This is a genomic window from Nocardia africana NBRC 100379 (genome assembly GCF_001612635.1).
GTDB classification, from domain to species: Bacteria; Actinomycetota; Actinomycetes; order Mycobacteriales; family Mycobacteriaceae; genus Nocardia; species Nocardia africana.
Map to the genome: position 1 here is coordinate 59,984 of NZ_BDAV01000002.1, position 20,227 is coordinate 80,210.

At 67.9% G+C, this 20,227-nt stretch carries 24 protein-coding genes; 7 read left to right on the forward strand and 17 right to left on the reverse strand.

The genetic code is table 11. The annotated features are described in order from the left end of the window. Nucleotides 1-38 precede the first annotated feature (38 nt). Nucleotides 39-1,343, forward strand: coding sequence for an acyltransferase (locus tag NA3_RS01840; RefSeq protein WP_167354945.1), 1,305 nt, complete (start codon nt 39-41; stop codon nt 1,341-1,343). On the opposite strand, the gene NA3_RS01845 is transcribed toward NA3_RS01840, so the two are convergent. The 13 genes from NA3_RS01845 to rpsJ all read right to left on the reverse strand — a co-directional run bounded on the left by NA3_RS01845 (nt 1,304) and on the right by rpsJ (nt 8,845). Further along, nucleotides 1,304-2,581, reverse strand: a complete 1,278-nt coding sequence (locus tag NA3_RS01845) for a flavin-dependent oxidoreductase (protein WP_062962018.1) — start codon at nt 2,579-2,581, stop codon at nt 1,304-1,306. The two genes, NA3_RS01840 and NA3_RS01845, sit on opposite strands and share 40 nt — an antisense overlap. Before the next feature lie 146 nt (nt 2,582-2,727). Beyond that, entirely contained in the window at nt 2,728-3,387 is a 660-nt protein-coding gene (locus NA3_RS01850) for a YdcF family protein (RefSeq protein WP_062961853.1), read from the reverse strand. Nucleotides 3,388-3,551: 164 nt separating this feature from the next. After that, on the reverse strand, nt 3,552-3,848 hold the full coding sequence (gene rpsQ, locus NA3_RS01855) for a 30S ribosomal protein S17 (RefSeq protein ID WP_030513365.1): 297 nt from the start codon (nt 3,846-3,848) through the stop codon (nt 3,552-3,554). Then, nucleotides 3,845-4,084 carry a 50S ribosomal protein L29 gene (gene rpmC, locus NA3_RS01860; RefSeq protein ID WP_025347181.1) on the reverse strand — a complete coding sequence of 80 codons (240 nt, stop codon included), beginning with the start codon at nt 4,082-4,084 and terminating at the stop codon, nt 3,845-3,847. The genes rpsQ and rpmC overlap by 4 nt, the downstream gene beginning before the upstream one ends. Next, complete coding sequence (gene rplP / locus NA3_RS01865; RefSeq protein WP_030513364.1) at nt 4,084-4,500, reverse strand: 50S ribosomal protein L16; 417 nt, start codon at nt 4,498-4,500, stop codon at nt 4,084-4,086. Before rplP ends, rpmC begins: the two co-directional genes overlap by 1 nt. A gap of 3 nt (nt 4,501-4,503) precedes the next feature. Beyond that, nucleotides 4,504-5,301: a 30S ribosomal protein S3 gene (gene rpsC, locus NA3_RS01870; protein WP_039776445.1), complete on the reverse strand. Its 798-nt coding sequence runs from the start codon at nt 5,299-5,301 to the stop codon at nt 4,504-4,506. Continuing rightward, a complete protein-coding gene (rplV, locus tag NA3_RS01875) occupies nt 5,302-5,709 on the reverse strand; it encodes a 50S ribosomal protein L22 (protein ID WP_025347178.1) in 408 nt (135 codons plus the stop codon). Next, nucleotides 5,706-5,987, reverse strand: coding sequence for a 30S ribosomal protein S19 (gene rpsS, locus NA3_RS01880; RefSeq protein ID WP_030513362.1), 282 nt, complete (start codon nt 5,985-5,987; stop codon nt 5,706-5,708). Before rpsS ends, rplV begins: the two co-directional genes overlap by 4 nt. 14 nt (nt 5,988-6,001) lie before the next feature. Beyond that, on the reverse strand, nt 6,002-6,832 hold the full coding sequence (rplB, locus tag NA3_RS01885; protein WP_030513361.1) for a 50S ribosomal protein L2: 831 nt from the start codon (nt 6,830-6,832) through the stop codon (nt 6,002-6,004). Nucleotides 6,833-6,865: 33 nt separating this feature from the next. Further along, on the reverse strand, nt 6,866-7,171 hold the full coding sequence (gene rplW, locus NA3_RS01890) for a 50S ribosomal protein L23 (RefSeq protein ID WP_030513360.1): 306 nt from the start codon (nt 7,169-7,171) through the stop codon (nt 6,866-6,868). Beyond that, nucleotides 7,168-7,839 carry a 50S ribosomal protein L4 gene (gene rplD / locus NA3_RS01895; RefSeq protein ID WP_036498167.1) on the reverse strand — a complete coding sequence of 224 codons (672 nt, stop codon included), beginning with the start codon at nt 7,837-7,839 and terminating at the stop codon, nt 7,168-7,170. Before rplD ends, rplW begins: the two co-directional genes overlap by 4 nt. Beyond that, nucleotides 7,836-8,525 (reverse strand): 50S ribosomal protein L3, encoded by a 690-nt coding sequence (gene rplC / locus NA3_RS01900; RefSeq protein WP_062961854.1) that lies wholly within the window; start codon nt 8,523-8,525, stop codon nt 7,836-7,838. The genes rplD and rplC overlap by 4 nt, the downstream gene beginning before the upstream one ends. A gap of 14 nt (nt 8,526-8,539) precedes the next feature. After that, nucleotides 8,540-8,845, reverse strand: coding sequence for a 30S ribosomal protein S10 (gene rpsJ, locus NA3_RS01905; protein ID WP_003938093.1), 306 nt, complete (start codon nt 8,843-8,845; stop codon nt 8,540-8,542). Between the two features lie 465 nt (nt 8,846-9,310). On the opposite strand from rpsJ, the gene NA3_RS01910 reads away from it, so the two are divergent. Further along, nucleotides 9,311-9,787 carry a hotdog fold domain-containing protein gene (locus NA3_RS01910; RefSeq protein ID WP_062961855.1) on the forward strand — a complete coding sequence of 159 codons (477 nt, stop codon included), beginning with the start codon at nt 9,311-9,313 and terminating at the stop codon, nt 9,785-9,787. A 15-nt stretch (nt 9,788-9,802) separates the two neighbouring features. Here NA3_RS01910 and NA3_RS01915 read toward each other — a convergent pair whose 3' ends face one another. Both NA3_RS01915 and NA3_RS01920 read right to left on the reverse strand, forming a co-directional pair. Next, complete coding sequence (locus tag NA3_RS01915) at nt 9,803-10,747, reverse strand: esterase/lipase family protein (RefSeq protein WP_084490862.1); 945 nt, start codon at nt 10,745-10,747, stop codon at nt 9,803-9,805. A 3-nt stretch (nt 10,748-10,750) separates the two neighbouring features. Further along, nucleotides 10,751-11,749, reverse strand: coding sequence for an alpha/beta hydrolase (locus NA3_RS01920; protein WP_062962020.1), 999 nt, complete (start codon nt 11,747-11,749; stop codon nt 10,751-10,753). Between the two features lie 230 nt (nt 11,750-11,979). On the opposite strand from NA3_RS01920, the gene NA3_RS01925 reads away from it, so the two are divergent. After that, nucleotides 11,980-13,227, forward strand: a complete 1,248-nt coding sequence (locus tag NA3_RS01925) for a lycopene cyclase family protein (RefSeq protein ID WP_062961856.1) — start codon at nt 11,980-11,982, stop codon at nt 13,225-13,227. A gap of 35 nt (nt 13,228-13,262) precedes the next feature. Here NA3_RS01925 and NA3_RS01930 read toward each other — a convergent pair whose 3' ends face one another. After that, nucleotides 13,263-14,057, reverse strand: a complete 795-nt coding sequence (locus NA3_RS01930; RefSeq protein WP_062961857.1) for an enoyl-CoA hydratase — start codon at nt 14,055-14,057, stop codon at nt 13,263-13,265. Nucleotides 14,058-14,198: 141 nt separating this feature from the next. Between NA3_RS01930 and NA3_RS01935 the strand changes: the two genes are divergently transcribed. Beyond that, nucleotides 14,199-15,458, forward strand: coding sequence for a TetR/AcrR family transcriptional regulator (locus NA3_RS01935; RefSeq protein ID WP_062961858.1), 1,260 nt, complete (start codon nt 14,199-14,201; stop codon nt 15,456-15,458). Between the two features lie 23 nt (nt 15,459-15,481). On the opposite strand, the gene NA3_RS01940 is transcribed toward NA3_RS01935, so the two are convergent. Beyond that, nucleotides 15,482-16,945, reverse strand: coding sequence for an aldehyde dehydrogenase family protein (locus NA3_RS01940; protein WP_084490939.1), 1,464 nt, complete (start codon nt 16,943-16,945; stop codon nt 15,482-15,484). Nucleotides 16,946-17,422: 477 nt separating this feature from the next. Here NA3_RS01940 and NA3_RS01945 point away from each other — a divergent pair, with 477 nt between their 5' ends. Genes NA3_RS01945 through NA3_RS01955 form a run of 3 tightly spaced genes read left to right on the forward strand, consistent with a single transcriptional unit; the run spans nt 17,423 to nt 20,213 of the window. Continuing rightward, nucleotides 17,423-18,544 (forward strand): ATP-binding cassette domain-containing protein, encoded by a 1,122-nt coding sequence (locus NA3_RS01945; RefSeq protein ID WP_084490865.1) that lies wholly within the window; start codon nt 17,423-17,425, stop codon nt 18,542-18,544. Continuing rightward, complete coding sequence (locus tag NA3_RS01950; RefSeq protein ID WP_062961861.1) at nt 18,541-19,350, forward strand: ABC transporter permease; 810 nt, start codon at nt 18,541-18,543, stop codon at nt 19,348-19,350. The genes NA3_RS01945 and NA3_RS01950 overlap by 4 nt, the downstream gene beginning before the upstream one ends. Then, on the forward strand, nt 19,347-20,213 hold the full coding sequence (locus tag NA3_RS01955; protein ID WP_258562121.1) for an ABC transporter permease: 867 nt from the start codon (nt 19,347-19,349) through the stop codon (nt 20,211-20,213). Before NA3_RS01950 ends, NA3_RS01955 begins: the two co-directional genes overlap by 4 nt. Nucleotides 20,214-20,227 lie beyond the last annotated feature (14 nt).

A 20,227-nucleotide genomic window follows, 5' to 3' on the forward strand; every position in this document is an offset into this window, starting at 1 on the left:
CGCGACGGACGGTGCTCCTGCCCACGGATCACGGCACGATGAGTACGGCGATTGCGACATCGGTCCGCGGTAAGCCCACCTCCGCCACGACCGACTCCGGAGCGGCCGCGCAGCCTCAGCCGTCGCGGCCCTATCTGCATCAGGTCAACCTGTTCCGGATCCTGACCTTCGCCTGTGTGATCGCCGTTCACGTGATCGACAGATCCAGTGACCCGAACAATGTGTCGGCGAACGGGGCCATGGTGCTGCTGCACTTTCCCCGCGAGGCCTTCTTCACGCTGACCGGATTCGTGCTGATCTACCAATACGCCGACCGGTCCTTCGACGCGCCGCACTTCTGGCGCCGGCGCTTCGCACTGGTCGGCATCCCCTACGTCATCTGGTCGGTGTTCTATTGGGCCTATTCGGTCGTCGCCGGCATCCATCAGGAGTCCGCTGCCGGAGCCGTACGCCGGTTGGCGATCGAACTGGTGACCGGCGAAGCCTGGTATCAGCTGTACTTCCTGCTGGTGTCGATGCAGATCTACCTGCTGTTTCCGCTGTTGCTCCGGTTCGTGCGCTGGACGGCCGGCCACCACAGGTGGGTGCTGGGGACGAGCGCACTCGTGCAACTGGGCATGCTGTGGGCGCTGACGCACCCGCCGACGCTCACCGGCATGGCGGCGCACGTGTGGGACCACCTCTACGTCACGGTACTGCCGTACCAGTTCTACATCCTGTTCGGCGCGGTCGCCGCATGGCATATCGGCACCGTCGACCGCGCCGTGCGCCGCTTCGGCCCGCTGCTGATCGCCGGCACGGTCCTGGGTGGGGCGGGCGCCGAATGGTGTTATCGGCGCGCGGTCGCGGGCGGCACCACACCGTGGGAAGCCGACAACGTCTTCAACCCCTACATGGCCGTCTATTTCGTCGCGCTGATCGTCGGCCTCTACACCGTGAGCACCTGGTGGTCCTGGCTGCGCCCGAAGTACCGCATCGTCGGCCGCATCTCACGCTACGGCGCCGATCGCTCCTTCGCGGTCTTCCTGATGCATCCGATCGTGCTGGAACTGCTGATCCCCCTCTACCCCCGGCTCCACGACGCGGTCGGCGCCGCGGGCGCGACGGTGTTGTTGTTCGCCGCGGTCCTGGCGGTCACCCTCGCGGTGGTCGGCGTGGTGCGCCATGCACCCGGCAGTATCTATCTCACCGGCCGGCCGCGGATCGACGGCATGACACCGCTCGGACGCCGATTGCGCTCGATCGGCCCGGCCTCACCACAGCGTGTGTCCGCCCTCGGCACCGGGCACACACTCTCGGAGTCCTACGGCCGGCAGTCGTCCGCCGAGGCGCCGGCGGCGTAACGCGCGGCGTCTGCGCCGTCGGGGGCAGCGCCGCTGGTGTGGCGGTACGCGTCGGCCAGGGCGGCGAGTTCGGCGGCGGTGAGAACATCCTCGATCCGGCCGAAGCCGTTCGGCGCCCGCTGCGCCACGGCGTGCAGGACGCGGTCCATCGGCATATCCCGGTTCGCCAGCACGATGGCGTTGACCACCTCCCGCCGGACCTGCTCGTAACGCGCGAGCCCGGCGATCGGGTCGGCGGCCGCGGCCAGCGCGGAAGCCACGGCGCGAGCGTCGAGAATCGCCTGCGACCCGCCGTTGGATCCCACCGGATACATCGGATGCGCCGCGTCACCCATCAGCGTCACGCGTCCGCAACCCCAGCGCGCCAACGGATTTCGGTCGACCATCGGATACTCGAGCACTTCGGCACTGGCGCGGAGCAACGCCGGCACATCGACACCGGCCAGGTGCCACCCTTCGTAGTGCGGCAGCACATCCGCCAACCGCCCGGCGCGATTCCAGTCGGGGCTCTGTACGCCGGTATCGTGCACGCGCACCTCGGCGACCCAATTCACCAGCGATCGGCCACGCCGGTGCGCACCACCCGAGATGGGGTACATCACGAATTTCGCGGCGCGATTGGAACCCGCGAGCACCATCGTCCGCCCATCCAGGAACGGGCGAATCTCGCTGACGCCGCGCCACATTCGAATGCCGTTCCACAGCGGCCCGCCCTCGTCCGGATGCAACTGCGCGCGGACCGTGGAGTGCAGGCCGTCGGCGCCGATCAACACGTCCGCGGTCTCTTCGACGACCGCGCCTGCGGCGCGGTCGAGGAATTGGCACCGCACCCCGCCGGCCTCCTCGGCGAACGATTGCAGCACCATTCCTTCGCGCACGGCATCGTCCCCGAGCCGACGGCGCACCAGATCGAGGAGCAGCCCTTGCAATTCGCCGCGGTGCACCGAGTATTGGGGCCACGGATGCCCGGCGGCGAGTCCACGCGGCTCACTCCAGATGTGATTTCCGAACCGGTCGAGATGCACCGCCGCGGACGTGGCGATAGCGCAATCGGCCAGTGCCGCACCGAGTTCCAGTTCGTTGAGCTCGCGCACCGCATGCGGAAGCAGATTGATTCCGACGCCGAGCGGGCGAAGCTCACCGACCGCGTCCAGCACGACAGCCTCGATCCCCACCCGGTGCAGGCAGGCCGCCGCGGTCAACCCGGCGATTCCGGCGCCTGCGATCAGCACCCGCATCAGCACACCTCGAGTTCGCCGACCGCCAGCGCCCCACCCACGATTTCGCTCCTCCCGACGACGACCCGAAACCCCGAGCAATCTACCGATTCGCGGTGCGCGTTGCAGGACGCTCATTCACCGCGGGTGGATGTGCCGCGGGCCGGCTACCCCTGTGGTGGAAGCAGACGTCCGATGAACCCGGCCGCCACCAGCCGGTCGAATGCGGCGCGAACTCCTTCCGGAGTATCCTGCTCGATCGCCCATCCCTCGGCCGCGTACCGCCACACGCGCTGTGTATCCCCCACCAGCATCGTGACGACCCGCTCCACATCACCGATCCGCTCCACATAATCGTCCAGCGATTCCGGCAGCGACCCGCACACCACCTCGACATCCGGCCACCGCTTCCGGCAGGTCGCATAACTGCGGCGCTGTTGATACGGCCGGCAGATCAGCAGAACGGAATGCACGACGCGACCCGAGTCGCGCAGCAGCGCACGCGAAAAGTCGACGTTCTCAGCGGTATTCGTGGCCCGAGACTCGACCAGCACAGCGTCGTCCGGAATCCCCAGCGCGACAGCGTGTTCGCGATAGTGGACCGCTTCTCCCGCCGGAAACTCGGCGACCGTCGTCGGCGCGTTCGCGCCGCTGAACACGATCGTCGAGAACATCCTCCGCCGAAACAGCTCGGCCGCATACGTCGCCACCCCGATGTCATGACTCCCCAGCCCGATCCCCACATCCACCGGCCGCACATCATGCCCCATGAGGTTGTAATCCCACAGGGTGCGCACATCGGCCCGGATGGAGTCGGGAATCCGCATCCAACGATCTTACGAATGCGGCGAGTATTCGCCTGCCGGTGTGGTTACCTCGCCTCGGAAGACGAAGGCAGGGCGCTCGGCGGCTGCGAATGCACGAAGGCCCGCTTCCCGTTCGGAAAGCGGGCCTTCGTATTTCGACTACACAGCCGAGGCCGGGAAGAGGCTTACTTCGCCTTTTCCAGGACCTCCACCAGCCGCCACCGCTTGGTGGCCGACAGCGGACGGGTCTCCATCAGCTGCACGCGGTCGCCGACACCGGCGATCTCGTTCTCGTCGTGCGCCTTCACCTTCGAGGTGGTGCGGATGATCTTGCCGTAAAGCGGGTGCTTCACACGATCTTCCAGCTCGACCACGATGGTCTTGTTCATCTTGTCGGAGACGACGTAGCCGATGCGCACCTTGCGCGAGCCACGCTCCTCCTGCTTGGCCGGCGTCTTGGCCGGGCCCTTGGCGTCACTCATGCCGCGTCTCCCTTGCCTTCAGGACCGGAGGCCAGGCCGAGCTCGCGCTCACGCATGACCGTGTAGATGCGCGCGATCTCGTGACGAACCACACGCAGGCGCCGGTTGTTCTGCAACTGGCCGGTCGCCATCTGGAAGCGCAGGTTGAACAGCTCTTCCTTCGATTCACGCAGGCGGGCGACGAGCTCGTCCTCGTTGAGCTCGCGCAGGTCTGCGGCCGGAGTTCCGGTAGCCATCAGAACTGCTCCTCCCTGGTCACGATCCTGCACTTCATCGGGAGCTTGTGCATCGCGCGGCGCAGCGCCTCACGAGCGGTCTCCTCGTTCGGGTAAGACATCTCGAACATCACGCGACCCGGCTTGACGTTCGCGACCCACCACTCCGGCGAACCCTTACCGGAACCCATGCGGGTTTCGGCCGGCTTCTTGGTCAGCGGGCGATCCGGGTAGATGTTGATCCAGATCTTGCCGCCACGACGGATGTGGCGGGTCATCGCGATACGCGCCGACTCGATCTGCCGGTTGGTGACGTACGCCGGCTCCAGAGCCTGGATGCCGAAGTCACCGAACGCCACCGAGGTGCCGCCCTTGGCCATACCGGTACGACGGGGGTGATGCTGCTTGCGGTGCTTGACCTTGCGGGGCATCAACATGGGTCAGCCCTCCTGATTCTCTGCCGGAGCCTCCGCCACCGCGGTGGCTGCCCGTCCGGCCTCAGTGCTGGTCGCGGTGGTACCGGCCGAACCGGACCGGCGCGGACGGCTCGGCCGCTCCCGACGCTCGCGACGCTCGGGCTGCGCGGCGGCGGCGGTGACCTCACGCTTGCCGCCGACGATGTCGCCCTTGTAGATCCACACCTTCACGCCGATGCGGCCGAAGGTGGTGCGAGCCTCGTACAGGCCGTAATCGATGTCGGCGCGCAGCGTGTGCAGCGGCACCCGACCCTCACGGTAGAACTCCGAGCGCGACATTTCGGCGCCGCCGAGGCGGCCCGAGCACTGCACTCGAATGCCCTTGACGTTCGGCGAACGCATGGCCGACTGGATGGCCTTGCGCATCGCGCGACGGAACGCCACACGGTTGGACAGCTGCTCGGCCACACCCTGGGCAACCAGCTGCGCATCCGACTCGGGGTTCTTGACCTCGAGGATGTTCAGCTGAACCTGCTTGCCGGTGAGCTTCTCCAGCTCGGCGCGGATGCGGTCGGCCTCGGCGCCGCGACGGCCGATCACGATGCCCGGACGCGCGGTGTGGATGTCCACCCGGACGCGGTCACGAGTGCGCTCGATCTCGACCTTCGAGATGCCGGCCCGCTCCATACCCGTGCTCAGCAGCTTGCGGATGGCTACGTCTTCCTTGACGTATTCCTTGTACTGCTTGTCGGCGTACCAGCGGGACTTCCAATCGGTGGTGATACCGAGGCGGAAGCCGTGGGGATTGATTTTCTGTCCCATTTACTTAGCCCCTCCCTTCCGGCGGCTACGAGCCGGGGCGGCGCTGGCGACGCTCTCGACCTCGATCGTGATGTGGCTGGTGCGCTTGCGGATCCGGAACGCGCGGCCCTGGGCGCGCGGCTGGAAACGCTTCATGGTCGCGCCCTCGTCGACATACGCCGTCGAGATGACCAGGGTGTCGGGGTTCAGGCCGAAGTTGTTCTCGGCGTTCGCCGCGGCGCTGGCCACGACCTTGGCGACGGGTTCGCTGGCGGCCTGCGGCGCGAAGCGCAGGATGTTCAGCGCATCCTCGACCCGCTTGCCGCGGACCAGGTCCACGACGCGGCGAGCCTTCATCGGAGTGACGCGAACGTGCTTCGCGGTCGCGCGCGCGGTCGGGTTCTGAAGCGTGGTGTCTTGTTCGCTCATCGCCGCTTGCTCTTCCGATCTTCCTTGACGTGGCTCCGGAACGTCCTGGTCGGCGCGAACTCACCGAGCTTGTGCCCGACCATGTTCTCCGAGACGAACACCGGCACGTGCTTGCGGCCGTCGTGGACCGAGAACGTGTGGCCGATGAAATCGGGGATGATGGTCGAACGACGCGACCAGGTCTTGATGACCTGCTTGGTGCCCTTCTCGTTCTGGACGTCCACCTTCTTGAGGAGGTGTTCGTCGACGAACGGGCCCTTCTTGAGGCTGCGTGGCATCTTTAACCTCCTCCTTAACGCTTCTTGCCGCGGCGGCGGACGATGAGCTTGTCGCTCGGACGGTTGGGCTTACGAGTACGGCCTTCGGGCTTACCCCAGGGCGAGACCGGGTGGCGACCACCGGAGGTCTTGCCCTCACCACCACCGTGCGGGTGGTCGACGGGGTTCATGACGACACCACGGACCGTGGGGCGGCGACCCTTCCAGCGCATACGGCCGGCCTTACCCCAGTTGATGTTCGACTGCTCGGCGTTGCCGACCTCGCCGACGGTGGCGCGGCAGCGCACGTCGACGCGGCGGATTTCGCCGGAGGGCATACGCAGGACGGCGTAGGCGCCTTCCTTACCCAGCAGCTGGATGCTCATACCGGCGGCACGAGCGAGTTTGGCGCCACCGCCCGGACGCAGCTCCACCGCGTGGATGGTGGTACCGGTCGGGATCGAGCGCAGCGGCAGGTTGTTGCCGGGCTTGATGTCGGCGCCGGCGCCGGACTCGATCCGCGTGCCCTGGGCGATGCCCTTGGGCGCGATGATGTAGCGCTTCTCGCCGTCGGCGTAGTGCAGCAGGGCGATGTTGGCGGTGCGGTTCGGGTCGTACTCGATGTGAGCGACCTTGGCCGGGATGCCGTCCTTGTCCAACCGGCGGAAGTCGATCAGACGGTAGGCCCGCTTGTGACCGCCACCGCGATGACGGGTGGTGATCCGGCCGTGCGCGTTACGACCACCGGACTTGGTGAGCGGGCGCAGCAGCGACTTCTCGGGAGTGGACCGGGTGATCTCGGCGAAGTCCGAAACGGACGACCCGCGCCTACCCGGCGTAGTCGGCTTGTACTTACGGATTGCCATGAGTTCTTCTCTGCTTTCTGAAGATCCGACCGCTTAGGCGACCGGGCCTCCGAAGATCTCGATGGGCTTGCTGTCGGCCGAGATGGTCACGAGCGCGCGCTTGGTGCTCTTGCGCTGGCCGTAACCGAAGCGGGTCCGCTTGCGCTTGCCCTGACGGTTGGCAGTGTTGACGCTGGTGACCTTGACGCCGAAAACCTTCTCGACGGCGATCTTGATCTGCGTCTTGTTCGAGTCCGGGTGCACCAGGAAGGTGTAGGTGCCCTCTTCGATCAGCCCGTAGGACTTCTCGGAGATCACCGGCGCGAGCAGAATGTCGCGGGGGTCGGCGATGGTGGTCACTTGCTTTCCTCCTGTGCAGACTCGGCCGGGCCGTGCACGAACGCGTTGAGCGCCTCGACGCTGAACACGACGTCGTCGCTGAGCAGCACGTCGTAGGTGTTCAGCTGGTCCGGCGCGATCGGGTGCACACCCTGCAGGTTCGCCACGCTCTTCCACGCGGTGACATCTTCGCGGCCCACCACGACCAGCACCTTCTTGCGGTCCGACAGCTCGGCCAGGAAGTTCTTGGCGGCCTTGGTGGACGGCGTCTGGCCGGCGACCAGTTCGCTGATCACGTGGATGCGCTCGTTGCGGGCCCGGTCCGACAGGGCGCCACGCAGGGCGGCGGCCTTCATCTTCTTGGGCAGACGCTGCGAGTAGTCGCGCGGCTGCGGGCCGTGCACGGTGCCACCGCCGGTGAACTGCGGCGCGCGGGTCGAACCCTGGCGGGCGCGGCCGGTGCCCTTCTGGCGGTACGGCTTCTTACCACCGCCGCGGACGTCGCCGCGGGTCTTGGTGGCGTGCGTGCCCTGGCGAGCCGCGGCCTGCTGGGCCACGACGACCTGGTGCATCAGCGCGATGTTGGCGGTCGCGTCGAAGATCTCCGCGGGGAGCTCGACGGTGCCGTTGGTCTTGCCGCCCGGTTCCTTGACCGGAAGCGTCAGGTTGGTCTTAGTGTCGGTGCTCATGCCCGGGCACCACCCTTCGCAGCACTCTTGACGATCACGATGCCGCCCTTGCGGCCCGGGATCGCGCCCTTGATCAGCAGCAGGCCGTTCTCGGCGTCCACCTTGTGGACCGAGAGGTTCTGCGTGGTCACGCGATCGTTACCCATCCGGCCGGCCATCCGCATGCCCTTGAACACGCGACCCGGGGTGGAGCAACCACCGATGGAGCCCGGCCGGCGGTGCACGGCCTGCGCACCGTGGGCGGCGCCCTGGCCACGGAAGCCGTGGCGCTTCATGACACCGGCGTAGCCCTTGCCCTTGCTGGTGCCGGTCACGTCGACGTAGGTGCCCTCTTCGAAGACATCCGCCGACAGTTCCTGGCCCACCTCGAACGCGGCGGCGTCGGCGACGCGGATCTCGGCGACGTGGCGACGCGGGGTGACACCGGCCTTGGCGAACTGCCCGGCGACGGGCTTGGTCACCTTGCGCGGGTCGATCGCGCCGAAGGCGAGCTGAACGGCGGAGTAGCCGTCGCGCTCCTCGGTGCGGATCTGGGTCACGACGTTCGGCCCGGCCTTGATGACGGTCACCGGAACGACGCGGTTCTTCTCGTCGAACACCTGGGTCATACCGAGCTTGGTGCCCAGGATGCCCGCGGCGGGCCGCGTCTTGGCGTCAGTCGCCGGTCCTTGCTTCTTGTCAGTCATATCTGCAATCCCCGTCACTGAATGTTGACGTCGACGCTGGCCGGCAGATCGATGCGCATGAGCGCGTCGACCGTCTTCGGCGTCGGGTCGAGGATGTCGATCAGCCGCTTGTGCGTGCGCATCTCGAAGTGCTCGCGCGAGTCCTTGTACTTGTGCGGCGAGCGGATGACGCAATACACGTTCTTCTCGGTCGGCAACGGCACCGGCCCGACGACGCGGGCACCGGTGCGGGTCACCGTCTCGACGATCTTGCGCGCAGACGCATCGATCGCCTCATGGTCGTAGGCCTTGAGCCTGATGCGGATCTTCTGTCCCGCCACGCTGAGTGTCCTTTTCTCCGCTTACGTTGTGACCCAGGAGCTTTCGCTCCCGAACCACCCTCATTTGCACAGCCCGAACACACGAAGACGCATCAGCCACCAACACGACCGGGGCGCACCCGATCCATCGCCGCTGTTCATCTGTCATGGTTCTTCCGGTCCACGCGGTCGGGCGTGTCGCCATTCCGCTCATTCTTCGACCCCGGGCATCTTTCACCTGGTGGGTCTCGGAACTTCGTCCCGGACGTACCCGCGCCGGACTCGACGCCGATACTCAGTGGGTCCTGCTCACCTACCGGCGATGGACACACACCACCGCTGCAGGCAACCCGAACAGTATGCCCGAGGTCCCCCACCCACTCCAAATCGGGGGTCGTCCGCCCCGTCGGACGCGCCGCGGCCCTGGTCGGACGGTACCGGACCATGCGGCGGCGCGTCGAACTTACTCCACAGTAAGATGCTGACATGACGAAAGAGACCGCCACCTATCGCGGCTGGAAGAAGCTGCCCGACAACCGCCTCGGCCATGCACTGTTCTCGGTCGGCATGATCGCCCGCGTGCCCTATTTCGGCACCGTCGTGCCGAACGTGGTGCGGCTGGAACCGGGATTGTGCGAGGTCACCGCGCCCAAGTGGTTCGGGATCCACAATCACCTGGGCACCTTCCACGCGATCGCGGCCTGCAATCTGGCCGAGGTCGCGATGGGCATGCTGAGCGAGGCGACGGTGCCGACCACCCACCGCTGGATCCCCAAGGCGATGAACGTGCAATACCTGGCCAAGGCCGAATCCGGGCTGCGCGCGATCGCGAAGCTCGACCGGATCCCGGACTTCGAGACCCTCACCGAGGGGACCGAGGTGGTCGTCCCGGTGTCGATCTACGACAAGCACGGGGTCGAGGTCGTGCACGCCGACATCACCACCTGGGTGACGCCGAAGTAGCCGATCGGGCCGGGTTCAGCAGGGCGGGGGCGGCGGTGTGCCCGCGACGGCGGCGGTGATGTAGGCGAGCGCGCGCTGATCCGACAGCATCGCGTCATGAGCGACGACGAGGGCAGGGCAGCCGTCCTGCAGCCAGATGTTTCGGTTGCCGCCCTGCGGATCGCTCAACAGGGCCGTCTCCGGCGGAGTGATGACCGTGTCGTCGCGGCTGGCGATGGCGGTGTAGCGGATCCCCGGCTGGGTCTCACCGCCGGCGTTCAACCGGTTCAGGGTCGAGGTTCCCGGCGCCTGTTCGGCTCCGGCGGGCCCGAAGACCTGCGCCGCGACCGCCGGTCCGTCCATACCCAGGGCGCCGTAGAAGGGGAACATCGCCGGCAGGCCGGCGAAGGTCGATCCGCGATAGGGCGTGCCGACGGTGACCACGCTCGCCACCTGCTCGGGATGGTGGCGCACGAACTCACGAATATCGGTGCCGCCGGTGGAATGGCCGACCATGACGACCTTCGCCGCTCCCGTCACATCCAGGACCCGTGTGACGAAGGCGCCCAATTCCGTTGCCTGCGTGGCGATATCGGCCACGCCGTAGATGCCGTTGCCCTCCACCGCCGCGGCCACCGGGCCCAGTCCCGCCCATTTCGGATCGGGCACACCGTTGGCACCCAGATTCGACAACGGCAGTCGTCCCACATCGGCCGCGAACACGCAGTAGCCGAGCCGGTGCAATTGCGGTGCGAGTACGGCGAAGCTGCGCCCGGCGTCGGTCGCCGCGCCGTGGGCCAGAATCACCGGATAGGGCTTGTCCGCGGTGGTCCGGCAGCCGAAATCGTTGGCGCCCGGCACATTCGGCACTTCGGCCGGAAAGGCGGCCGCCTGCGGCGCACGGGCGCCGGCCCAGGCGATCAACGCCCCCAGGACCAGCGCGAGTACCGCGCGCGCAGTGCGATTGCGCTCGCCGCACATCGGTCACAGTCCCAGGCCCGAGGCCAGCACCGGCCACGATTTCTTCAGGTCGTCCTGCCAGTAGCCCCAGGAGTGCGTGCCGGTCGGCCGGAAATCGTAGCTGGCAGGGATGTTCAGTGAGTTCAGCCGTGCCTGCATATTGTGGGCGCAGTAGTTCGTCGCCGATTCGATGATGCCGCCGAGCACGAGCTGATTGGCGTAACCCCATTCCCCGGGCAGCGAGTATTCGCCGTTCAAGGTGTCGTAGGGCCCGGGCAGTCCGCTGCCGTTCGCGATATAGATGGCCTTGCCGCGCAGGCCCTCCGCGTGCACGTAGGGATCGTTGCTCACCCAGTCCGGATCGCCGGGCGGTCCCCACATGTTCTCGGCATTGCCCCAGCCCCACGTCTCGACCGTGAGCCGGACGAATTCCTGTCCGACCGGATCGGAGGTCTGGGCACATCCGCTGTAGGAACCCACCGCGGAGAACAGGTCCCCGGTGGTCGCCGCGAGCGCCAAGGTCGTGGTGGCCGACATCGAATAGCCGGCAATTCCGTTGCGGCCGTTGGCATCCAGATACGTGTTCAGAAGCGGCGGCAGTTCCTGCGTCAGGAACGTCCGCCACTTGTTGTGACCCAGGTGCGGATCGTCGCGCTGCCAGTCGGCGTAGTAACTGAACATGCCACCGATCGGCGTCACCACGTTGACGTTCTTGTCGGCGAGGAATCTGAGCGCATCGGTCTTGGTGGCCCAGGTCGAGCCGTCGAGACCGCCGCCGGCGCCGAGCAACAGATACAGCACCGGACGCGGGACGCTGGTGTCGGCCGCCCGCTGCACCTGCACCTCGATGTCCTGCCCCATCGCCGCGGAGTGCACGAACAACGACTGATGGCGCGGATCGTCGGTGCGGACCCGGACGATCGCGGAGTCCGAGCCGGTCGGGCCGGGCGCCGGCGCGGGATCGGCGGCACCGCTCCCCTGGCACAGCAGCAGGGCGGCGGCCGCCACCACCGCCGTCGTCATCATCCGCGGCACGGATCTGTGCCGCGGGATCCGCCCCGTGTCTCGAAACCTTCGCATATCGTTCTCCCTGGCCCACCAGCAGTTCGCGAGCACCCCCGACGGCGCCCGTGGTCTCAGGTTATGAACTGCCCCAACGCATTTCACGACGCGAATTGCTACGCCACGATTTTTCGGGGCGTAACATCCACGGCCCGCGCGGCGATGCGGGGCCGGGCTGGGAGAATGCGGCCATGAGCGCGCAGCATGTCCGTCGAGCCGATCTGTGCGTGGTCGGGCTCGGGCCGACCGGCCGTGCCGTCGCACACCGCGCGATGCGAGCGGGGCTCGACGTGGTGGCGGTGGATCCGCGGCCCGAGCGGCTGTGGCCGCCGACCTTCTCCTGCTGGGTCGACGAACTTCCCGCGTGGCTGCCACACAGCGCGATCGCCCAGCGCATCGAGGCGCCCACTGTCTGGACGCAGACGCCGCACCGAATCGAGAGGCCGTACTGCGTGCTGTCCAAGCCCGGGCTACGGGACGCGCTACCTCTGGACGATGCCACCGTGCTGGCCGGTCGCGCTACCTCCGTCGACGCTCATCGCGTCGACCTGCAGGACGGCAGCACGATCACGGCCACCACGGTGGTGGACACCCGCGGGCTGGCTTCGCCGGGGGCACGGCGCACCGCCAGCGCCCACGGCATCTTCGTCGATGCCGAGCGGGCGGCGCCGATGATCGGCGACGGCGAAGGTCTGCTGCTGGACTGGCGCGACGAGAACGGCGCCGGTCCGGACGAGCCGCCCTCGTTCCTGTACGCGGTCCCGCTCGGCGACGGCACGGTGATCTTCGAGGAGACCAGTCTCGGCCTGCGCGGCGGTATGCCGCAGCACGAACTGCGCCGGCGCACCCTGCATCGGCTGGCCGCGCACGGCATCCGGCTGCGCGGCGACGAGCCGTCCGAGGCCGCGCACTATCCACTGGATCAGCCACCCCCGCCGATGCGCGGTTCCGCGCGCGGAAACGACCCGGTTCCGTTCGGCTCCCGCGGCGGAATGATGCATCCGTGCACCGGCTACAGCGTCGCCGATTCGTTCGCCCTGGTCGACACGCTGGTCGAGGCGGTGCGCACGGGCTCCGATCCGGTCGCGGCGCTGTGGCCGTGGCAGGCGCGCCTGGTGTATTGGATGCGGACGCGCGGCCTCTACGGCTTGGGGCGGCTGACGACAGCGCAATCGATCTCGATGTTCGAGGCGTTCTTCACCGCCTCCCCGCGCCAGCAGCGGGCACTGCTGTCGGCACACGACGACTACGCGGCGCTGGGTGCGGTGCTGTTCATGACGGTCTCGCGGACCTGGCCGTTCCGCTGGCGATTCGACCTGGTCGGATGGGCGAATCGCAACCGCTGGGTGGGCTACGACTATCCCGCGGCGACGTCGGACCCGGTATTCGACGCCACGCTCGACCCGGCGTTTCCGGAGGACGACAGTGTGGGCGGCTGACGGCCGCTCCCGGCGGGAGGTGCGGCCGGGGCCTCCTAGTGCGCGAACACGGCTTTGCGCTTGCCCAGCATCGCCGCGGCACCCTCGGCGAAATCGGGTCCGCGCAGCAACTCCGCCTGCCCGGCCTTCTCGGCGGCGAGCGCCTCGTCCAGCGAGGCCAGCGCGGCGCGGTTGAGGGCGCGCTTGGTGAGTTCGAGGGCGCGGCGCGGGCCGTGGGCGAGTTTGGCGGCGACCGCTTCCACCTTCGCGTCGAGTTCGCCGGCGGGCAGGACCCCGGCCAACAGCCCGCGCCGGTACGCCTCGGTGACCGGCAGCCGCTCCCCGAGCAGCGCCAGCTCCGCCGCCAGCGCCCGGCCGGATGCGGCGGCCACCAGCGCGGCGGCGCCACCGTCGGGCATCAGCCCGATGTTGATGAAGGCCTGCAGCAGATAGGCCTCCTCGCTCGCGTAGGTGAAATCGGCGGAAAGTGCCAGCGCCACACCGATTCCCGCGGCGGCGCCGCGCACTCGCGCGATGACCGGCACCGGCGCGTCGATGATCGAGCGGATCATGCGGTTCGCGCCGTCCATGGTCATCTCGGGTGTGATGCCCCGCTCCTTCTCGGCGGCCGCCGCGGCCAGATCGGCGCCGGTGCAGAAGTCACCGCCCGCACCGGTCAGCACGACCACGCGGATCGACGAATCCCGCGCCACGTTGCCCAGCGTGTCACCGAGGGCGATCATGGCGTCGTAGCTGAGGGCGTTCTTGCGACCGGGATTGTCGATGGTCACCCGCAAAACGCGATCGTCCCGCACGATGGTGAGGCCGGGGGTGTGGTCGTGATCGCTCATGGTTACTCCCAGGTGGGCCGCCGCCGCTGGCGACGAGACGAGAATGATGGTTAACTTTGCGAATTGTGGTTAACTTATGTTGACTTGTCCGGCGCTGTCAACCACTCGGCACGGTGAGCCGAAATGCAGAAGGAGAGGTGTATGGTCGCGGATCGCAGCGAGGCCGGGCTCGCATCCGCGCGACCGGGTACGCCCACGACACCCCGGCGTCGGCCGAAGAATCGCAAGGCACAGATCGTGCGGGTCGCCGCCCGGGCCTTCAGTGAACGTGGCTATCACCCGGTCGGCGTCGACGAGATCGCCGCCGAGGTGGGCATCTCGGGACCGGCGCTGTACCGCCACTTCGCCAACAAGTACGCACTCCTGGTGGCCGCCGCCGAGGCCGGCGCCCAGCAACTGCTCGACGCCGCCAAGGCCGCCGACGAACCCGGGCTCGATCCGAAATCGCGTCTCACCGCGCTGATCCGCGCACTGGCCGAACACACCATCGATGTCCGCCGCGAGGGCGGGCTGTACCGCTGGGAGCGCCGCTACCTCGAGCGCGAGGACCGCGCCCGCATCCGGGTGATCTACGACGAACTGCAGGATCTGATCGAATCCGCGGTCGCCGCGCTGCGTCCGGAGGCGCCGCCCGCCGATGTCGAACTGATCGCGACCGGCATGCTGGGCGTGATCGGCAGCATCACCGCGCATCGCACCGCACTGTCCAACGCGCGGCTCACCGATCTGATGCTCGATATGTGCTGGTCGCTGCTGCACACCGACCTGCCGCCGCTGCCCGATCCGGCGGCCGCGGGGGCGCCCGTGCGCGGTTTGCCGCTGAGTTCCAAACGCGAACAGCTGCTCACCGAGGCGATCCGCATCTTCGGCCGCCAGGGCTATCACGAGGCCAGTATCGAGGAGATCGGCGCCGCGGTCGGGATCAACGCGTCCAGCGTCTACCGCTATTTCGCGAGCAAATCCGATCTGCTGGCCGCCGCGTTCCACCGCACCGGGGAACGCGTCGCGATCGCGAATTCCGAGGCACTGGCGGAGGCGACCAGCCGCTCGGATGCCGCGCTGCGCATCGCGGCCCGGTTCGCTCGGCTGACGTTCTCGACGCCGGAGATCCTGCCGGTCTACTTCGCCGAATTCTCGAATCTGCCCGCGGCCGAACAGCAGAAACTGCGTTCGGTGCAGCGACAGAACGTGCTCGAGTGGGCGCATCTGCTCGACGACGACCCGGCCGAGGCGCGCTGCCGCGTCCATGCCGCCATCGCCCAGGTGGTCGATGTCGGGCGGCGTGTGCGCTTCGAGAATCGGCCGGAACATGTCGCCCGCGTGTGCGCGTTGATGGAAGCGGTTCTGCTGGGCTGGAATTCACCGCCGGAGGCGGCGCAGGGCGAACCGGCCGAGGCGTAACGGTCCAGGCGTGGCGGCCGCGGCTAGAAGCGGCTGTGGCGGATCCGGAAGATCGCCCGCGTCAGCCGCAGATGGCGCGGGTGCCGGTCGAAACTCGACAGATCCACCGGCGCCCGGTAGCGCTTCTCTGCGATGGCCAGCGTCCGGCTGAATTCGCGCAATCCGGCGGCACCGTGCGTGTGCCCCTGCCCGTACTCGCCGACACCGCCGAAGGGCAGCGCCGGATTGGCGGCGTAGGCCATGGTCGAATTCACCGTCACCACACCGGTTCTGATGCGTTCGGCGAACTCGGCGACACCCCGCACGTCGCGGGTGAACACCGAGACCGCCAGTCCCTGATCGGCGGCGTTGATGCGGTCGATGGCCTCGTCGATATTCGCCACCCGATTCACGATCAGCACCGGCCCGACCGCCTCCGCGGTGATCGCCTGGCTGTCCTCGGGCACGTCGGTCAGCACGATCGGCTCGATATACGGTTCACGAATCGATTCCAGGCCGCCCACCACCGCCCGGCCGCCGCGTGCGATCGCATCCTTGACCTGGCGGCGGACCACATCGACCTGGGCGTCCATGATCATCGGCCCGTAGGAGGCCTTGCGGTCACCGCCGGGACGCAGCGAACGCGCCTGGGCGACGACCCTTTCCAGGAACGGTTCGTAGACCGAGTCCGCGACGTAGGCCCGCTGGATACCGGCCGGGCTCTGTCCCGCATTGGACATGGCGCCGAACACCGCCGCCTCGGCCGCGGTGTCGAGTTTCGCGTCGACGTGCACGATCATCGTGCCCTTGCCGGCCTTCTCGACCACGACGGGCGTCAGGGTGGGCGCGCACAGTTCGATCACCTCGCGCGCACCGGCCTCCGAGCCGGCATAGGCGATCTTGTCGACCCGCGCGCGGCACAGTTCGGCACTCGTGGCGCTGGTTCCGGTGATCGCCTGCAGGACAGGCTTGTTCGGCGCCAGCGCCGCCCAACTGTCGGCCAGCCACACGCCGACGCCCGGGGTGAGCTCACTGGGTTTGAACACCACCGCGTTGCCGGCGGCCATCGCGTAGGCGATCGAGCCCATCGGGGTGAAGACCGGATTGTTCGGTGAGCCGAGCACCCCGACCACGCCGAGCGGCAGATAGCCCACCGACGCGCGCTGATTGCGGGTGAGCCAGGTCGAGGCGAGTTTGCTTCGGCCCAACAGCTTTTCGGCATTGCGCGCGGCCCAGTTCAGATGTTCCACGGCGAGCATGATCTCGATCGCGGCGTCGACGCGCGGCTTACCCGATTCGGTGCAGATCAGTTCGGCCAGTTCGCCGGCATTGCGGGCGATACTGCGCTTCCACTCCAGCAGCCAGCGCTTGCGCCCGCCGAATCCGATTGCCGCCCACCAGGTCTCGGCCGACCGGGCGGCGCGCACGACGTCGGTGACGGCGGCCGCGTCCAGGATCGGATATTCCCCGATGAGCTCGCCGGTGCGTGGATCGTGGGACTTCAGCATCTCGGCCATTGGCCACCCTCTCGCCGGCGGAGACCTCGGCATGCGTTCGACGTGTGCACCAGCAGCGGGCGGGCGACGATGCCGCGGGCGGGTGCGGACGAATGGATACCGCTCCCCTGATCGTCAGACTATGGTGCGCTGCGGGCGGGCGACAACAACCGCGAACATCCTACGAACCGCCCGGTCCGCGTCCGGACCAGCGACAATGGTGATCGGGGCCGATTCGGTGACGGAAGTGTGAGCAACGCCACAGTTTGGCCGCGCTGCAGTATTCCGACAACACCCTGTTTCAAATCACGGTAGAAAAACCACCGCGACGCAATACTTCGAGGCCCCGGCGGGGGCGCGACCCCGCGGCAGCGACGGCAGCACAGTCGGACGAAGTAACATCGCGCCCGGTGGAAGGTATCCATCAACCGGGACAAAGATCAGCGTTCCGGACAATCCGGTCGCGGCCCGGCCGATAGTGGAGAGTTGATGCCGAGTTTGGACAACGCAGAATCGCACACACCGCGTGAGGATTCGGGCGCCACCGACGCGGCAGCGTCTCGGGCAGGTACCGACGCGGCAGCGTCTCGGGCAAGTACCGACGCGGCAGCGTCTCACGCCGGCTCCGATGCGGCCGGCGGTGCCGGTGTGCGCACCTCCGGCGCCGATCCGGCCGTCGTGGTCGATGATGTGCGCAAATCCTTCGGCGAGGTGCAGGCGCTGCAGGGCATCAGTTTCACCGCGGCCCGCGCCTCGGTGCTGGGCATCCTCGGACCCAACGGCGCCGGCAAGACCACCACGGTCAAGATCCTGTCCACCCTGCTGCGGCCCGATTCGGGCAGCGCCTCGGTGGCCGGGCACGACGTGGTCGCCGATGCGGCCGGGGTGCGGCGCTCGATCATGATGACGGGGCAGTACGCGGCGCTGGACGAGAACCTCTCCGGACGCGAGAACCTCGAACTGTTCGGCCGGCTGATGGGTCTGCCCAAGAAGGACGCCCGCCGCCGCGCCGACACCCTGCTCGAGGAATTCGACCTGGTCGGCGCCGGTAAGCGCGCGGTGCGGCACTACTCCGGCGGTATGCGCCGTCGCGTCGACATCGCCTGCGGGCTGGTGGTGCGCCCGGAGGTGGTCTTCCTCGACGAGCCGACCACCGGCTTGGACCCGCGCAGCCGCCAGGGTGTGTGGGATCTGGTCAACGCGCTCAAGGAGCAGGGCATCACGGTTCTGCTGACCACGCAGTATCTGGAAGAGGCCGACGTCCTCAGCGACAACATCATCGTCATCGACAAGGGCACGGTGATCGCCGAGGGCACCGCCGACGAACTCAAGGAGAAGACCGGCGGCAGCTACTGCGAGGTGGTCCCGCTGGATCCGACGCAGCTGCGCAAGGCGGTGACCGCCCTCGGCGAGCTGGTGCCCGAGGCCCTGCGGCACGAATTCGCCGGCGACCGGATCTCCATCCCGGCCCCCGACGGGGCGAGCACCCTCGCCGAGGCGGTGCGCCGCCTCGACGCCGCGGGCCTCGAACTTGCCGATATCGCGCTGCGGCGGCCCTCGCTCGACGACGTGTTCCTGTCCATCACCGGTCATTCCGGCGGACGTCAATGAGCGCGCCGGTGGCCGCCGAGGCCCGCCTCTTCGCACAGATGCCCGAGGCGCGGATCTCCAGCTTCGCCCAGTGGCGGGCGCTGACCGGGCGGATCGTGCGCACGATGGCGACCAAGGGAGAACTGGTCGTCGCGGTGATCACGCCGCTGGTGTTCACCCTCGGGTTCTATCTGCCGCTGCGGTATGTGATGCAGTTCCGCGGCATCGACTACGCGCAGTTCGTGATGCCGATCATCGTGCTGCAGACGATGTCGTTCACCATGATGTCGAATGCGCAGATCGCGGCCTTCGAATCGATGACCGGGCTGCACACCCGCATGCAGACCATGCCGATCGGGCCGATGGTTCCGCTGGTCTCCCGCATCTGCGCGGGTCTGGTGCGTTCGGTGACCTCACTGATCGCGGCGTTGATCTTCGGATACATGATCGGTTTCCGGTTCACCGCCGGACTCGGCCAGGCCGTGCTGTTCTGCGCGTTCTCGCTGGCCGTCGGCACGGTGCTGGCCATCGGCGCGGACGCGCTGGGCAGTTTCACCAAGAGTCCGGAGGCGCTGAGTCAGGCGCTGACGCTGCCGACACTGATCCTCGGCATGCTGTCGTGCGGCTTCGTCCCGGAATCCGGCTTCCCGGCGTGGATCCGGCCGTTCGCCCGCAATCAGCCGGTCTCCCAGTTCTCGTTCGCCCTGCGGGATATGGCCGCGGGCGGAGTGAGCTGGCATGTGCTGTGGGTGCCGCTGGTGTGGTTGATCAGTCTGGCGGCGGCGTTCGTACCGCTGGCGGTGTGGGCGAGTGTGAGGCGATCGTGAGCAGTCTGACCATCGATACCACCGAGGCGCCCGAAGAAGCTCTGGGCTGGAAGACTCCCCTGCCGGCGATCGCGCCCCGATCGGAGCGGTCCGTCGCGACCTGGGCACGGCACAGCCTGATCCAGTGCAAGCGCTTGCTGATGGTGTGGGCGCGCGACCCCGCGACCACCATTCAGACGCTGATCTACCCGGCCCTGACGCTGCTGATGTTCCGGATCGTGCTCGGCGATTCGATCAGCGCCGCCACCGGCATGCCCAGCGTCTACGGCACGGTCCCCCTGATCACCCTGGTGGCGGCGATGTCCGGAGCGGTGGTCAGTGCGCTGGGCTTCAAGACCGAGAAGTACACCGGCCTGCTCGGCCGCTTCTGGACGATGCCGATCCACCGGGCCGCGGGACTCACCGGACGACTGCTGGCCGAGGCGCTGCGCGTCCTGGTGACCACGCTCTTCGTGATCGCGGTCGGCGTCTGCATCGGCTTCCGGTTCTGGAACGGCCCGCTGGCGTCCCTGGCCATGATCGGCATCCCGGTGCTGTTCGGCGTGGGCTTCGCGGTGATGGTGACCGCGCTGGCCACCGTCTCCGAGGGCGTGATGCTGGTCAATATCGTCAGCATCATCAACACCCTGCTGATGTTCTTCAACTCCGGCTTCGTCCCGGTCTTCGCCTACCCCACCTGGTTGCAGAACGTCGTCGAGAACCAGCCCATGAGCACCGCCATCGACGCCATGCGCGGACTCTGCTGGGACGGCCCCGTCGCCGAACCCCTGCTGAAGACCCTGGCCTGGGTGCTCGGCATGATCGTGGTCTTCGGCTACCCGGCCGTGCGCGGCTACCGCCGCGCCGCGGAGACGGGAGCCTGAGCCGCTGAGCCAGC